This is a genomic window from Pseudomonas sp. NPDC089407, from assembly GCF_044900445.1.
In the GTDB taxonomy this organism is placed as follows: domain Bacteria; phylum Pseudomonadota; class Gammaproteobacteria; order Pseudomonadales; family Pseudomonadaceae; genus Aquipseudomonas.
This window is the reverse complement of sequence record NZ_JBJDNB010000014.1, coordinates 72,934-87,981: the sequence shown is the minus strand read 5'-3', so window position 1 is coordinate 87,981 and position 15,048 is coordinate 72,934. Positions and strand designations below refer to the sequence as shown.

Here is a 15,048-nt window from a genome sequence, read left to right as displayed (position 1 = left end):
ATGGCACTGTTTCGCTACCAGGCCCAGGACGCAAAGGGTGTGCGCCAGCGAGGCACCGTTGAGGCGTCGGCTGCGCGCCAGGCCCGACAGACATTGCGTGAACAAGGCTTGCTGGTGCTCAGCATGAGCCCCGTACGGGCATCACCTTTGGTCCGTTTGCTGACACGCAACAGCCTGAGCCTGGCGCGGCGCTCGCTGCTGACACGCCAGTTGGCGACTTTGCTGCACGCCGGGGTGCCGTTGACCGAGGCCTTGCAGGCAGTTGCCGAGCAGAGTACCCCGCGCCAGGTGCGTCAGGTGGTGCACGGTGTGGCTGAACGGGTTGCCGAGGGCCATGCGCTGGCCCAGGCTCTGGCGCACTACCCACAGGCGTTCCCCGTGGTTTATCGGGCCACCGTGGCCGCCGCCGAACGTTCCGGCCACTTGGCGGGCGTGCTCGAGCGCTTGGCCGAACATGGCGAAAATCATCAGGCCCTGCGCCAGAAAGTACAGCTGGCAATGGTTTACCCGGTGATCCTGCTGGTTGTTTCGTTGCTGGTGGTGGGGTTTCTGCTGGGTTATGTGGTGCCAGACGTCGTACAGGCGTTTTCACGTGACCATGCGCAACTGCCGCTGGCAACGCGAGTGCTGATCGCCTTGAGCGATGCCACGAACCAATATGGTTTGGCAGCGCTGGCGCTGGTGGCGGTGGCTATTGCCCTGCTTGCCTGCGCCCTTCGCCAACCGACACAGCGCCGGCAATGGCATGGCTTTTCATTGCACCTGCCCGGATATGGCGAGTTCGTCCGCGCCAGTGAAGCGGCCCGTTTTATCAGCACTCTTGCGATTCTGACGCGCAGCGGCGTGGTCTTGATCGAAGCGATGAACATCGGTGCGGCGGTGATTGGCAACCTGATCCTGCGCGAACGCCTGCTGCAGGCCGCCCGTGAGCTGGGCGAGGGCTCCACGCTGGCCAACTGCCTGGCGCGCAGCGAAGCCCTGCCACCGCTGATGCTGCACATGATCGCCAGCGGCGAACGCGCCGGTGAGCTGGACAACATGCTTGAACGTGCCGCAGACCTTCAGGCCAAGCAACTGGCAGGTCGCATCTCCTTGCTGGTGAGTCTCTGTGAGCCGCTGATGTTGCTGGTGATGGGGGGCATCGTGCTGTTCATTGTGCTCGCCATCCTGCTGCCGATCCTTAACCTCAACCAACTGGTCAATTAACATGTCCATGCGTTCCTCACGCCGCGCCGAACGCGGCTTCACACTCATCGAAATCATGGTGGTGGTCATTATTCTGGGGGTGCTTGGTGCGCTGGTGCTGCCCAACGTGATGAGCCGTCCAGACCACGCCAAGCTGACTGCAGCCCGCACCGATATCCAGTCAATTTCTACCGCGCTGGAAATCTACCGCCTGGACAACGGTCGCTACCCGACTACCTTGCAAGGTCTGGACGCCTTGGTGAAACGCCCGACCGTGGCACCACTGCCGCGTCAATGGAGCGCCCAAGGCTATCTGAAGAGCATGCCAACCGATCCCTGGGGCTCGCACTACCAGTATGCGAGCCCAGGCACCCGTTCGACCCAGGGCTATGACCTTTACTCCCTGGGAGGCGACGGTCAGCCGGGCGGGGAGGAGCTGGATGCCGACATCGGTAACTGGTCTGAATGAAACAGCGCCGCTCGCGAGGCTTCACCCTGTTGGAGCTGCTTATGGTGATGCTCTTGCTGGGCATTGTGATGGGCATGGCTGGGTTTACGTTCGCACGAGATCCGCAGCGCATGGCCAGCCAGGAGGCCAACCTGTTTCTTCAGTTGGTGCAGTACGCGCGGCAGCAGGCCGTGCTGGAAAGACAGGCGCTGGGTATTCGCATCGATGGCCAGGGCTACCAACTGCTAAGAGCCTTTGAGGATGACTGGGTGGCAGCTGGCAAGCGCCGCGACATCGGCCTGGGCTTGCGCTTGCGCTTGGAAATCGATGGGCTGCCGGTGCCACATGCCTTGGCTGGCGCGGCGCCGCAACTGCTGATGTACGGCAGTGACGAGCACACGCCGTTTTCCCTGCATTTCGAGGCGGACAATGTGCGCCTCGTTTCTGTGTCGAGTGATGGCCTCAATGACCCTCAGTTCGAGTATTGAACGCGGCTTCACCTTGTTGGAGGTGTTGGTGGCACTGGCGATTTTCGCGGTTCTGGCCGTGGCGGTGACCACGGCCAGCCAGCATGTACTGGCGCAATCGCAGGGGGTTCGCGAGCGGCTCCTGGCCAGCTGGGTCGCCGACAACCACCTGACTGAGCTGAGCCTGCAAGCTGCGCCGGCTCCCGGCCAGCGCACTTTGGAGATCATGTTCGGCCAACGTCACTGGACCTTGGACGAAAGCCGCCACCTGGGCGTGGGTGGCCTGCTGGAAGTGCATGTACGTGTGAGCCTTGCTGCGGATCGCCAGGTGCTGCATCAGGCCACGGGGTGGCTGGGGATGGCCAATGCGCCACGCTAGGTCAGGCAGGGTGGCCCGCCAGCGGGGCTTCACCTTGATCGAGTTACTGTTGGCGCTCGCCATCTTTGCCTTGCTGGCGCTCGGCACGGCGCGCGTGCTCGATGTGTTCATGCGTGCCGAAAGCGCACGCCAGATACAGGTTGATGAGCTGCGTGCGTTGGGCAGGGCCATGAGCCTGATCCAGCGCGACGCCATGCTGGGGTATTTACCCACGAGCTTGGGCAAGGGCGGTTACGGGGTCCTGCTGGACGGTACACGCGCCCGCTGGGTGGTCAGCGAGCAAGACAGTCAAGCGCTCAAGCGCAGCGAGCTGAGGGTTGTCGAGTACTGGCTCGATGACGGTGTGCTGTGGCGCCTGCGGCGCACGCCGGGGCAAGGGCAGCCACGCCCGCAGCGGTTGCTTGAGGGGATAAGCGACCTGGATTGGCGTCTGCATGTGCCCGGTAGCGGCTGGCAGGCGCGCTGGCCAATGGCCCAGCGGCGGCCTGTGGCACCGCAGGCGCTGGAGGTGACGCTGTCGACCAGGCGTTTTGAGCAGATTCGCCGGGTACTGCCGCTGGGGGGAAGCAGCTAATGAGGTGGCAACGTCAAAAGGGGCTCGCGCTGGTCACAGTGCTGCTCGTCATGGCGCTGCTCACGATGCTGGCAGCCGGCATGTTGCACAGCCATCGGCTGCTCATCGGCAGCGTAACCCAGCAGATCGAGGCGTCACGCTTGCTGCGCTTGGCTCAGGCCGGCGAGCAGCAGGCCTTGGCAAGCCTGCGCCGCGAGGTGGGCGAAGTGCTGCAGGTTACTCATGGCCGACAAACCTGGGCCGAGCCTCGCGCACTCACCCTTGAGCAGGGGCAGCTGAGTCTGCGGCTTGAGGACCTGTCGGGCCGTTTGAATCTCGGTGCCCTGATGGCCGGGAAGGTACCCGACCCGCTGCTGCTCAAGCGCTGGGAGCGCCTGTGCCATTCGTTGCAGGTGGACCCACCGGCTTTGGATGCGCTTGCTGGCCAGCCGATGCTCGATCCAACCCAGTTGCGCTCGTTGCCAGGTATTTCCGCTGAGGTAATGGCGCGCTTGCAACCGTGGGTGGTGGTGTTGCCCAAGGAGGCGCGGCTCAACATCAACACGGCGCCAGCGCGCCTGCTTGCGGCGTTCACCGAGGTGTCGCTTACGGTTGCTGGCCAACTGGTGCAGGAGCGCCCCGAGGGTGGGTACCCAACGGTAGAGCGCTTTTCGGCCCTGCCTGAACTGGAGGGCGTGGGTCTGGACAGGCGTGGGCTGGCCGTGACCAGCCGCTGGTTTCGCCTGGAGGTGCAAGCGGAGATGACAGGTAAGCGCATGTACCTGTACAGCGACCTGGAGATCGATTTGAACACGCACCAGGTTCGTGTGGTGCGGCGAGTGTTTTCTGCGGTGCGGGAGCGAAGAGCAGATGAGTGATGATTGGCTGTATCTCTTGCCTGAAGGGGTTGCGGCGGCCGATGCGCGTTGGCCGGTGTGGTGGCGTGCGAAGGACGGTAGCCTGAGCAAGACACGACTGCATGAGCTGGCCCCGGCCCTGACTGGTCCTGCGATCGTGGTGGTGCCTATGGAGATGCTGGGCAGTTGTGAGATCGGACCTGTGCCGGGAAAGCGGCTCAAGCCTGAAACACTAGCGTACGCCGCCGAAGACCATCTGGCGGCGCCGCTGGAAACCTTGCACCTGGTATTCGGCTCGCCGGATGCACAAGGGCATCGGCGGGCCTTGGTGGTAGAGCGTAAGGTTCTGGCCAACTTGATAGCCTTGTTGAACGCTCAGGGTATCGACCCGCTCGGTATCCATGCCGATGCCGACCTATTGGGCGCCCGGCAGCCTCATGCCCTGTGGCTCGAAGGCCGCTGGTTGTCGGGCGGACAGGGTGGGCCTTGGCTGGCCGCCAGTCCCCAGGCGGCCGAGGTACTGATGGGGCAGTTGCCGCCGATGGCTCGGCAGGCCGAAACTGTTGCTGTGCAGACGGTAGACAACCCAACCGTCGAGGGTGCCTTCCAAGCCTTCATCCAAGGCCGAGCCCAGGCCCTGGACCTGCGCAAGGGGCCCTTTCGCCGACGCGTCGCGTTAGTGCCTTGGTCCTCCCTGGCTGGCGGAGCGTTACTGGCCTTCGCGATGGTGTGCCTGGCGGAGCATCTGCGCGCTGACTGGCTGTCGAAACGGACGGAGCCGCTGCATGCCGAGAACATTCAGGCGTTTCTGCGTTGGGCGCCCGGGTATCCTGTCGCAGGTGACCTGGCCGCGCAAATCAAAGCCTTGGAGTTCCGTCCTAGGGCGCCGACTACTGTCGAGGGGCTGGTTGCTTTCACGGAGCAATTGGTGGAGACCGGTAACATCACGGTTGAACGAGCCGTGTTCAGCCTTGGCGAAGGGTGGCGCCTGGAAGTGCTTGCGCAGGGTTTCGGTGACCTTGAGCGTCTGCGCCGGCGGGCCCCTGCCGTGCTGATGGATCAAGCCCGGCAGGCCAAACAAGGTGTGCGCGCGACCCTGACTTTCAGGGAGGCTGGCTGATGCGCAGGCTTGAGCAAGCCTTGATAGGCCACTGGCAATCGATACCCGGTAATCGACGGAGAGTGATCATGTTCTCACTCTGGAGTTTGGCAATGGTGGTGCTATGGCAGATTGCCTGGGTGCCCGGCAACCAGCGCTTGCAACAGGCCGAGCTTGCCCATGAGCATGAGCTTAAGCTTGCTGGGCACCTGCAGCGGGTTTCGACAGGCCCGGCCATGGTGCGGGAAGCGGTGAAAGTGCTGACACCCGCCGGGCTGAACGAGCGCGCACTGGCCGCTGGCTTGCGAATCAACGGGTTGCAGGCACGGGCGGGGCAGGTGGACGTCAGCCTTGAGGGAGAACCTGCGCCACTGCTGGGCTGGCTGCATACGCTGGAGCTTGACGGCGCGCAGGTTCGCAGTTTGCAGTTGCAAGTAGTCGATGAGCAGTTGCAGGCGCAGTTAGGGTTGGCACTGCCTGAGACCAGCTCCGATTAAGCTTGGCTTCAGCCAACAACAGTAGGCTGTTCCCATCGAAATCGAATCAGGACCTGTCACCATGAAAACCCGTTACCTCGCTTTGATCTTCGCTTCACTGTTCAGCACTGGTGCGCTGGCGGCTGGCTACACCGGCCCTGGTGCCCAGTCGGTCACCACCGTCGCTGCCGCCAACGATGCCGCCGATGATACCCCGGTGGTGCTGCAAGGCTTCGTGACCAAGAAGATCAACAACGACGACAGGTACGAATTCAAGGACAACACCGGCACCATCACCGTGGAAATCGATCATGAAGACCTGCCGCCAACGCCATTCAACGACAAGACCAAGGTCAAGCTGACCGGTGAGGTGGAGAAGCACCTGATGAGCCGGGAGGTGGATGTGGATATTGTCGAGATCATCAACTGATCCGAGATTCTGGGGCTGCTTTGCAGCCCATCGCGACACAAGGCCGCTCCTACTGGTGTTACGCGATCCCTGTAGGAGCGGCCTTGTGTCGCGATGGGCCGCAAAGCGGCCCCAAGATTTAGCTCGATTTCAGCGGCAACTTGCTCAGGTGCAACGCCACCAGCAACGCCACCGCCAGCAAACTGCCTATGAACAGCCCTATGCCGCTCCAGCCCCACTGGTGCCAGAACACCCCACCCGCCGTACCCGCCACGCTCGACCCTGCGTAATAGCTGAACAGGTACAACGACGATGCCTGCCCCTTGGCCTTCAGCGCGCGCCGGCCGATCCAGCTGCTGGCCACCGAGTGCGCGCCAAAGAAGCCGAAGGTGAACACCAGCATGCCAACGATCACCATCGCCAGCGGGCTGGCCAGGGTCATCAGCAAGCCGCCCGCCATCACCACGATACTGGCCCAGAATACCTTGCGCCGGCCCAGCTTGTCGGCGAGGGCGCCGACTTGCGCCGAGCTATAGATGCCTGACAGGTACACCACCGACAGCAAGCCGACCAGTGCCTGGTTCATATGGTAGGGGTCGGCCAGCAGGCGGTAGCCGATGTAGTTGAACAGGGTGACGAAGGCGCCCATCAGCAGGAAGGCTTCAAGGAACAGCCACGGCAGCCCGGCATCCTTGAAGTGCATGACAAAGCCATCCACCAGGCTGCGCGGGTTCATCTGCTGCGGGCGGAAGTTTCGCGACTCCGGCAGCACTTTCCAGAACACCAATGCCGCCACCAAAGCCAGGCCGCCGATGGTCAGCATTGCTGTATGCCAGCTGACGAAATCGATCAATACGCCGGTAATCAGACGCCCGCTCATGCCGCCGATGGCATTGCCGCCAATGTACAGGCCCATGGCCAGGCCGATGTGTTGCGGGTGGATTTCTTCGCTCAGGTACGTCATCGCCACCGCCGCCAGGCCGCTCAGCGACAGGCCGACCAGGGCGCGGGTGGCCAGGACCAGCTCCCAGCTCGGCATTACCGCGCTGGCCAGGGTCGACAGGGCGGCACAGACCAGGGCGAAGACCATCACCGGCTTGCGGCCGATTCGGTCTGAAATGGGACCCGTGATCAACAGGCCGAATGCCAGCATCGCAGTCGACACAGACAGCACCAGGCTGCTCTGCGCCGCGTTGATGGCAAATTCCTTGGACAGCAGCGGCATCATCGGCTGCACGCAGTACAGCAGGGCGAAGGTAGCGAAGCCGCCGCTGAACAGGGCCAGCACGGTCTTCATGAAGGCGGGGGTGCCTTTTTCGATCCACATGTCGTTCAGGGCAGCAGCTTCTGGCTCGGCAGGAAGGGGGGCTAAAGCAGTTTTCACGGCGGGTACCTCTGGTGCAATGAAAAAAGCATATAGCTGGCTAATGATTACATCCAATATATTGTTCGACCTATTTAAGACGTTTAGCGACCTGTTCGGAGCCGGCCATGGAACTGCGCCACCTGCGTTACTTCATTGCCGTAGCCGAAGAGCTGCACTTTGGCCGCGCCGCCCAGCAGCTGGGCATTTCCCAGCCACCGCTGAGTCAGCAGATCCAGGCATTGGAACAGGAGCTGGGCGCGCGCTTGTTCGAACGTACCAATCGTCGGGTCGAGCTGAGCGAGGCGGGGCGGCTGTTTCTTGAAGAGGCCCGACAGGTGCTGGCGCAAGTGGAAAAGGCCGCTGACGTCGCCCGGCGCGCGCAATTGGGTGAGCTGGGCGAGATGAAAATCGGCTTTACCTCTTCGGCACCGTTCACCTCGAAGATTCCCAAGGCCATCCATGCCTTTCGTCAGCGCTTTCCGGCGGTGCACCTGAACCTCAAGGAAATGAGCAGCCGCGATGTCGCCGAGGGGGTGTTCGACGAATCCATCGAAGTGGGGCTGATGCGCCCGATGCCCCTGCCCGAGGGCTTGCTGGCCACCGAGTTGTTCCGTGAACCGCTGGTAGCGGTTATCAATGCTTCGCACCCTTTGGCCGAGGGCACCGAGCAGGGCGTGCATATGGCGGCGCTGGCCCAGGAGCCGTTCGTGTTCTTCCCCCGCAGTTATGGCAGTGGCTTGCATGCGCAGTTGTTGAGCCTGGCCCGGCAGGCGGGCTTCAGCCCGCATTTTGCCCAAGAGGCGGGGGAGGCGATGACCATCATCGGCCTGGTGTCGGCGGGGCTGGGGGTGTCGGTGCTGCCAGCGTCGTTCCAGCGCATGCGCATTGAAGGGGTGGTGTACCGCACCTTGCTCGATGAAGGGGCGATGTCCGCGGTGTGGCTGGTGCAGCGCGAGCGCGGCGGCTCGGCCATGGCCAAGGCGTTTGCCGAGTTGGTCACAGGGCAGGCCTATGGTTGAAGGGTCGGGTATTCGTACCCGGCAAATGGCACTGGCCATTGCTGCGGCGGCGCCACATACTCGGGCATTCGTAGAAACACGGAGGTCAATCATGCGGCGCGTGGTGTTCAATCAGAAAGGTGGCGTGGGCAAGTCGAGCATCGCCTGCAACCTGGCGGCGGTCAGTGCCAATGAAGGCTACCGGACCCTGTTGATCGACCTGGATGCCCAGGCCAACTCCACCCAGTACCTCACCGGCCTGACCGGCGAGGACATCCCCATGGGTATTGCCGACTTCTTTAAACAGAGCCTGTCCAGCGGGCCGTTCAGCAAGAAGAACAAGGTCGATATCTACGAAACCCCGTTCGACAACCTGCACGTGGTCACCGCCACGGCAGAGCTGGCCGACTTGCAGCCCAAGCTTGAAGCCAAGCACAAGATCAACAAGCTGCGTAAGTTGCTCGACGAACTGGACGAGGATTATGAGCGGATCTACATCGACACCCCGCCGGCGCTCAACTTCTATGCGGTTTCGGCGCTGATCGCTGCTGACCGTGTGCTGATCCCCTTTGACTGCGACAGCTTCTCGCGCCAGGCCCTGTACGGCCTGCTGGCCGAGATCGAAGACCTCAAGGAAGACCATAACGAAGACCTGATGGTCGAAGGGATCGTGGTCAACCAGTTCCAGTCGCGTGCCAGCCTGCCGCAGCAGATGCTCGACGAACTGCTGGCCGAGGGGCTGCCGGTGCTGCCGGTGTACCTGGGGAGCTCAGTGAAGATGCGTGAGTCTCACCACGCCAGCCTGCCGCTGATTCACCTGGAGCCGAAGCACAAGCTGACCCAGCAGTTTGTCGAGTTGCATGATTTGCTGGAGGAGAATGGCTGAAAAGTCGGGATGTGCCTGGCTGGAGACTTCGTCAGCGCTTATAGGTGCTTGCCATGAAATTTCCAGCGCCTATGAGATCGAGCGCCGCCCGCGCGGCGCTTCGCGGGGCAAGCCCGCTCCCACAGTCTGTTTCGGGCCAGTCTTTCCTGTGCAATTACCGGTGCCCGCCTTGGTGCATGACTGGAGATCAGTGAAAAGCAGTTGTGCCCACCTCTGATATCGAAGGGGGTAAACAAGGCGGCCAGCGGTAGCCTCACAGAAGGGACTGGCCCGAAAAAGACTGTGGGAGCGGGCTTGCCCCGCGAAGCGCCGCGTGGGCGGCGCTCGATCTTACAGGCGCTATGTAACTCAAGGCATGCACCTGAAGCCCCCTAAACCCCCTGCCCACGCACCCACTCCAGCAACCACTGGAGTGGAAACGCCCCGGCCTGGCGCCTGACTTCGCGGCCGTTCTTGAACAGCAGCAGGCTGGGAATCGAGCGGATGCCCAGTTGCCCGGCCAGGTTGCGGTTGGCTTCGCTGTCGAGCTTGGCCAGGCGGCAGCGGCCTGCCAGCTTGCGGGCGGCTTGTTCGAAGGTGGGAGCGAAGGACTTGCATGGGCCGCACCAGTCTGCCCAGATGTCGACCAGCAGCGGCAGGTCGCCCTTGATCTGGCTGGCGTAGCTGGATTCGGTGAGTTCGAAGGGGGTGCTCAGCAGCACGTCCTGTTTGCAGCGGCCGCATTTTGGGGCGTCGCCCTGGCGTTCGGCCGGCAGGCGGTTGAGGCCGTTGCAGTGGGGGCAGGGGATTATCAGAGATTCGGACATATCAATTCCTTGTGTTGTTTGTTCGGGCCCTATCGCCGGCAAGCCAGCTCCCACAGGGGTACCGTTTGCCTCAGGAGCGACGCTGTACTTGTGGGAGCTGGCTTGCCGGCGATGGGGCCAGTACAGCAACCCCAAATTCAGGATGAGCAGCTGATTTCCAGGTGCTTGCCCCACTCTGGCGGGCGCTCGGCGTAAGCCTGCATACCAGGCTGCTCTTCAAAAGGCTTGCTCAGTACCTGATGCAGCCGCCGCACCTCACTGTAATCCCCCGCTTCTGCCGCTTCGATGGCTTTCTGCGCCAAGTAGTTGCGCAGCACATACAACGGGTTCACCGCATGCATACGCGTTTGCCGCCCGTCGGCATTCCCGGACTCCCGCTCGCAGCGGGCCAGGTAATCGGCGCCCCAGGCGTCGAAACCGGCCAGGTCGATGAAGTCGTCACGCACCACGCTCAGTGCCTCGGCCACTGGCTGCTCGCCCAGCTTGCGGAAGAACAGGTTGTAATCCACCCCCCCACTCTGCATACGCTGCAACAGGCGTTCGAGCAGCGCCATGTCGTCATCCTCGGCAGTGGTCAGGCCCAGGCGTCGGCGCATCAGGTCCAGGTAATGGGCCTGGTACAGCGGCAGGAACAACCCCAACGCTTCTTTCAGCGGTTCCACCTCGATTACCGTGGTCAGCGCCTGGGCCAGCGCGCTGAGGTTCCAATGGGCGATGGGCACCTGGTTGGCGTAGCTGTAGCGGCCACGGTCGTCGGAATGGTTGCAGATGAAGTTGGCGTCGAAGTCGTCGAGGAAGGCGAATGGGCCGAAGTCGAAGGTGATGCCGAGGATCGACATGTTGTCGGTGTTCATCACCCCGTGGCAGAAGCCATAGGCCTGCCAGCGGGCGATCAGTTCGGCGTTGCGTTCTACGAGGGTGCGGAACATGGCCAGGTAGGGTTGCTCGGCATCGCGGCATTCGGGGTAGTGCTGCTCAAGCACATGGTCGATCAGCACCCGCTGCTGCTCGGGCTGCTTGGTGTAGTAGAAGTATTCGAAATGGCCGAAGCGCACGTGGCTCTGTGCCAGGCGCGTGAGCATCGCCGCGCTTTCGCGGGTTTCACGCCATACCGGTGTGCTGGAGCCGATTACGCACAGCGCCCGGCTGCTGGGGATGTTCAGGGCGTGCAGGGCTTCGGAGGCGAGGAACTCACGAATGGATGAGCGCAGCACGGCGCGGCCGTCGCCCATACGCGAGTACGGGGTCTGGCCGGCGCCCTTGAGGTGCAGGTCCCAGTGCTCGCCTGCGTCATTCAGCACTTCGGTCAGCAACAGGCCACGGCCATCGCCGAGCCGTGGGTTGTACGAGCCGAACTGGTGGCCGGAATAGACCATTGCCCGGGGGTCGGCTTCTTCCCATAGCTTGTGGCCGCTGAACAGCTCTGCGAACAGCGGCAGGTCGGCTTGGGCGGGGTCCAGGTCGAGCAGGGCCATGGCCGACTCGCTCGCTACCACCAGGCGCGGCTCTGCGATGGGTTCGGGCAGGACCTGGGTGGAGAACGCGTCGCCCAGGCGGGCGAAGCGGTTGTCGAAGGTGAGTTGGTCGAGGGCTTTCACGGGCTGCTCCTGGAGGTCGGTGCCATTGGGGCCGCTTTGCGGCCCATCGCCGGCAAGCCAGCTCCCACACCGACCACGCCGACTTCAAGTCATGTGCAGTACCTGTGGGAGCTGGCTTGCCGGCGATCGAGGGCAAAGCCCTCGCAGGCATTTTGGGCGTTCATGCCCTATGGAGTCCACTCACACGGGTTGAGTGCCATCCGATTTCGGCTGTTCCATCGGTATCAGCTGCTGCTTGCCACCTTTCGGGTCCATCAGGAACACCTCCACCTGGCGAACAGAGATCTTGATGTCATGCGCCTTGAACTCGCGGCTGATGTAGCGGTTGAGTTCGTCCAGTGTCGGGTTGCGGTCGCCCAGGTCGCGTACGTGCATGCGCAGTTCGTGGTCCAGCGAGCTTTCGCCAAAATTGAGGAAGTACACGATCGGTTCCGGGTCCTTGAGCACACGCGGGTTTTCATGCGCACCCTTGAGCAGCAGGTCGCGCACCAGGTCGAGGTCGGAGCCGTAGTCGATGCCCAGCTTCAGCGTTACCCGGGTCACCGTGTCGGTCAGCGACCAGTTGATCAGCTGGCCGGTGATGAAGGTCTTGTTGGGGACGATGATGTCTTTGCGGTCGAAGTCGGTGATGGTGGTGGCGCGGATGCGGATCTTGCTCACCGTGCCGGACAGGTTGCCGATAGTGATGGTGTCGCCGATACGCACCGGGCGCTCGAACAGGATCATGATGCCGGAGATGAAGTTGGCAAAGATCTCCTGCATGCCGAAGCCCAGGCCCACCGACAACGCGGCCACCAGCCATTGCAGCTTGTCCCAGCTGACCCCCAGGGTCGACAGGGTGCTGACGATGCCAACGCCGACGATGGTGTACGACAGCAGTGTGGTGGTGGCGTAGGCACTGCCCTGGGCCAGGTTCAGGCGTGACAGCACCAGCACTTCCAGCAGGCCTGGCAAGTTGCCGGCCAGGGCGAAGGTGATGCCGACGATTACCAGCGCGCCCAGCAGGTCGCCAAGGCTGATCGGCACCATGCTGGCGGCGGCACCGGTGCCGCTGGTGTATTCGTAGAGCACGAAGTTGTTGAGGTAGGCGAACACCGAGATCAGGTCGGACCATACCCAGTACAGGCCGGCGATGAAGCCGCCGAGCAGGGCCAGGCGGATCAGGCGCAGCGACTGCTGGTTGACCTGTTCGATGTCCAGCGTTGGCTCTTCGGTGATGACTTCGCCGTCTAGCCCTTCCTTGGCTGCCGCGCGCTTGCTCAGCGCGCGCTGGTAGGCCAGGCGCCGCGCCGCCACCGACAGGCCGCGCACGAACGCCGCCTCGATCACCAGCCAGAACAGCAGCAGGTACAGGGTGTAGATCAGCCGGTCGGTGAGCTTCAGTGCGGTGTAGTAGTAACCGAAGCACACGGCGACGAACAGAGCGATGGGCAGGGCGGTAAAGGCCACGCCCACGGCCCTGCGGAACAACGAGGTGTCGCGGTGCGCCGGGCTGCTGAGCAGCAGGCGGCTGAGCAGCCAGGCCATCAGTGCGTAGCAGGTCAGCACCACGCCGATGCCCAGCACGTCGTCGGCCAGCGCCGAAGGCTGGTGTTCGGCCACCGCCACCACGCCGACCAGGGCCAGCACCACGGTGCCCAGGCGCCGTACCCAGCCGCGCAGGAATTCGACCTGCGGCTTGTGCCAGCGGAAGTGGATTTCGGCCACGCCGCCTGGGGCGAGGATGCGATAGGCGGTGTAGAACACCAGCCAGGCCTGGGCCAGTTGCCAGAGCGCGGCGCCGAGGTTGGCGTTCTGCCCGCGGGCGTCGATTTGCAGCGCATAGCTGCACAGGGCAAGGCCGAGGCTGACCGGCATTGCCAGCAGAATGTTGATGAGGATCGCCTGCGGCGTGTGCCACTGGCTGTCGCGGCGGAAATGGCCGATGTCCTGGTGCACCTTGCCCAGCCGTTGGTACAAGTACTTACGCCGCCACAGCAGGGCGCCGATCACCAGCAACAGCGGTAAGAACAGCAGCGGGCGCTGGCTGAGGCCGTCTGCCAGTTCCTTGATACCGGAGCCCCACGGCAGGTTGGCGACCTGGTCGGCCAAGCGCTGTGGCACGTAGCTCAGCCAGTCCCAGTCCAGCGGCTTGTTGCTGGGGATCCAGAACATCTGCTCGTCGAGGGTGGTGCGCAGGCTCTGGGCTGTGCCCAACAGCTGCTTCTGGTTGAGCTGCAGGGTGATCGATTCGTTGAGCAGCGCCGACAGCTCGCGGTTCAGCCGTTCCAGCAGGTCGCTGCGGGTGATCGCCACTTCCAGCAGGGCCTTGCGCAGCTGCGGGGTCACGTCTTCCTGCGGCTGGCCGGCCAGCAGCTTGTCGACATAGGTAACCGGGCTGCTCATCTGCTCGCGTTGCTGATTGATCTCGAACTGGTACAGGCGCGTGTCGGCGATCTGGTCGGCGAGGTCACGGTCGAGCTTGAGGTGCGGCAGGGTCTGCTTCTGCTTGTAGAGGATCTTCGACAGCAGCAGGCTGCCCTTGAGCACGTTGATCTGTTCATCCAGCGCCTGGTCGGCCTGGGTCAGGCTGTCAAGTTGCTGCTTGGTGCGCAGGTTCTGCTGGGTCAGCTCGTTGAGGCGGTCGGTGCTTTTCAGCAGGTAGTCGGAAAGCTTGAGGTTGGCCGCGCTTTCGGTGGCCAGCAGGCTGCTGCCGCCGGCCTTCTGGGCTTCGATCGACTGCTGGGTAACGGCTTCCTGGGACTGGGCCAGGCGCTTGTCGTTGATCAGCGTCTGCAGGTCCTGGATTTCCTGCTCCAGGCGCGCGGCGCGTTCGATCAGCAAATCGTGACGGGCGTTGCCGAGGTCTTGCAGCACGCTGTTGCCGGCCAGCTCCTGGCGGCGCAACAGGGTCAGCGCGTTGAGCGCGGCCAGTTCGGCGTTCAATTGGTTGCGCTGGTCGGCGTTGATCGATTTGCCGCCGTCTTTGCCGGTCTTGAGGATGTTGTTGATCTGTTGGGTGCGGCTCTGGCTGCTGCTGATCTCGGCCTGGGCGCGCTCGGGGCGGGTTTGCGAGTTGATGATCAGGCTATTGGCTTCAGACAGCGCCTTCTGCAGCTCACCCTGCTGGGTGTTGCGCTCGCTGAGCATCTGCTCCAGCTGCGGCACGCTGAGGCTGCCGTAGCGCTGGGCCACCGGCTGCGCCTTGGTTTCCTTAAGGCGGGCCAGTTCTTTCTGGCTGTCGCTGGTTTCCTTCGGGGCGCTGGTCAGCTGCTGCTTGAGCGCGGCCAGCTTCTTCTCGTTGTCTTCCTTGCTGGCCAGCAGGCTCAAGGTCTGTTCCAGCACCTGCTGCAGGGCCTTCTGGTCGGCTTCGGGCAGCTTGCGCTCGGCGATCTTGTCGAGGCTGTTCTGGATGCTGGCGGTGGTCGGGGCTTCCGCCGCGGTGGCGGCAAAGGAAAGGGACAGGCACAGCCCGAGCAGGGCTGTGCGAAGGTACACGCGCAGGGACATAGGCAGACTACTTGTGGATCCGGCAGAAACGA

At 63.1% G+C, this 15,048-nt stretch carries 15 protein-coding genes; 11 read left to right on the top strand and 4 right to left on the bottom strand.

Features of this window, described 5'->3' with window-relative positions:
• The 9 genes from gspF (at window position 1) to ACI2KG_RS13120 (ending at window position 5,894) form a co-directional block, all read left to right on the top strand.
• On the top strand, window positions 1–1,206 hold the full coding sequence (gspF, locus tag ACI2KG_RS13160) for a type II secretion system inner membrane protein GspF (protein WP_404662190.1): 1,206 nt from the start codon (window positions 1–3) through the stop codon (window positions 1,204–1,206).
• Window position 1,207: 1 nt separating this feature from the next.
• Window positions 1,208–1,654, top strand: coding sequence for a type II secretion system major pseudopilin GspG (gspG, locus tag ACI2KG_RS13155; protein WP_404662189.1), 447 nt, complete (start codon window positions 1,208–1,210; stop codon window positions 1,652–1,654).
• A complete protein-coding gene (gspH, locus tag ACI2KG_RS13150; protein WP_404662188.1) occupies window positions 1,651–2,121 on the top strand; it encodes a type II secretion system minor pseudopilin GspH in 471 nt (156 codons plus the stop codon). The genes gspG and gspH overlap by 4 nt, the downstream gene beginning before the upstream one ends.
• On the top strand, window positions 2,099–2,479 hold the full coding sequence (gene gspI, locus ACI2KG_RS13145; RefSeq protein ID WP_404662187.1) for a type II secretion system minor pseudopilin GspI: 381 nt from the start codon (window positions 2,099–2,101) through the stop codon (window positions 2,477–2,479). The genes gspH and gspI overlap by 23 nt, the downstream gene beginning before the upstream one ends.
• Window positions 2,466–3,053: a type II secretion system protein GspJ gene (locus tag ACI2KG_RS13140; RefSeq protein ID WP_404662186.1), complete on the top strand. Its 588-nt coding sequence runs from the start codon at window positions 2,466–2,468 to the stop codon at window positions 3,051–3,053. Before gspI ends, ACI2KG_RS13140 begins: the two co-directional genes overlap by 14 nt.
• Window positions 3,053–3,910 carry a general secretion pathway protein GspK gene (locus ACI2KG_RS13135; RefSeq protein WP_404662185.1) on the top strand — a complete coding sequence of 286 codons (858 nt, stop codon included), beginning with the start codon at window positions 3,053–3,055 and terminating at the stop codon, window positions 3,908–3,910. Before ACI2KG_RS13140 ends, ACI2KG_RS13135 begins: the two co-directional genes overlap by 1 nt.
• Complete coding sequence (gene gspL / locus ACI2KG_RS13130) at window positions 3,903–5,009, top strand: type II secretion system protein GspL (RefSeq protein ID WP_404662184.1); 1,107 nt, start codon at window positions 3,903–3,905, stop codon at window positions 5,007–5,009. Before ACI2KG_RS13135 ends, gspL begins: the two co-directional genes overlap by 8 nt.
• A 68-nt stretch (window positions 5,010–5,077) precedes the next feature.
• Window positions 5,078–5,485, top strand: a complete 408-nt coding sequence (locus tag ACI2KG_RS13125) for a hypothetical protein (RefSeq protein WP_404662183.1) — start codon at window positions 5,078–5,080, stop codon at window positions 5,483–5,485.
• A 61-nt stretch (window positions 5,486–5,546) separates the two neighbouring features.
• Window positions 5,547–5,894, top strand: a complete 348-nt coding sequence (locus ACI2KG_RS13120; RefSeq protein WP_404662182.1) for a YgiW/YdeI family stress tolerance OB fold protein — start codon at window positions 5,547–5,549, stop codon at window positions 5,892–5,894.
• Window positions 5,895–6,012: 118 nt separating this feature from the next.
• Here the strand turns inward: ACI2KG_RS13120 and ACI2KG_RS13115 are convergent, their stop codons facing one another.
• Window positions 6,013–7,257 carry an MFS transporter gene (locus ACI2KG_RS13115; protein ID WP_404662181.1) on the bottom strand — a complete coding sequence of 415 codons (1,245 nt, stop codon included), beginning with the start codon at window positions 7,255–7,257 and terminating at the stop codon, window positions 6,013–6,015.
• 107 nt (window positions 7,258–7,364) lie between these two features.
• Between ACI2KG_RS13115 and ACI2KG_RS13110 the strand changes: the two genes are divergently transcribed.
• A complete protein-coding gene (locus tag ACI2KG_RS13110) occupies window positions 7,365–8,258 on the top strand; it encodes a LysR substrate-binding domain-containing protein (RefSeq protein WP_400612423.1) in 894 nt (297 codons plus the stop codon).
• A 91-nt stretch (window positions 8,259–8,349) separates the two neighbouring features.
• On the top strand, window positions 8,350–9,123 hold the full coding sequence (locus ACI2KG_RS13105) for a ParA family protein (protein WP_346645137.1): 774 nt from the start codon (window positions 8,350–8,352) through the stop codon (window positions 9,121–9,123).
• 371 nt (window positions 9,124–9,494) lie between these two features.
• On the opposite strand, the gene trxC is transcribed toward ACI2KG_RS13105, so the two are convergent.
• The 3 genes from trxC to mscK all read right to left on the bottom strand — a co-directional run bounded on the left by trxC (window position 9,495) and on the right by mscK (window position 15,016).
• Entirely contained in the window at window positions 9,495–9,929 is a 435-nt protein-coding gene (gene trxC, locus ACI2KG_RS13100) for a thioredoxin TrxC (protein ID WP_404662180.1), read from the bottom strand.
• A gap of 137 nt (window positions 9,930–10,066) precedes the next feature.
• Entirely contained in the window at window positions 10,067–11,527 is a 1,461-nt protein-coding gene (selO, locus tag ACI2KG_RS13095) for a protein adenylyltransferase SelO (protein ID WP_404662179.1), read from the bottom strand.
• Between the two features lie 180 nt (window positions 11,528–11,707).
• On the bottom strand, window positions 11,708–15,016 hold the full coding sequence (gene mscK / locus ACI2KG_RS13090; RefSeq protein ID WP_404662178.1) for a mechanosensitive channel MscK: 3,309 nt from the start codon (window positions 15,014–15,016) through the stop codon (window positions 11,708–11,710).
• Between the last annotated feature and the right edge of the window lie 32 nt (window positions 15,017–15,048).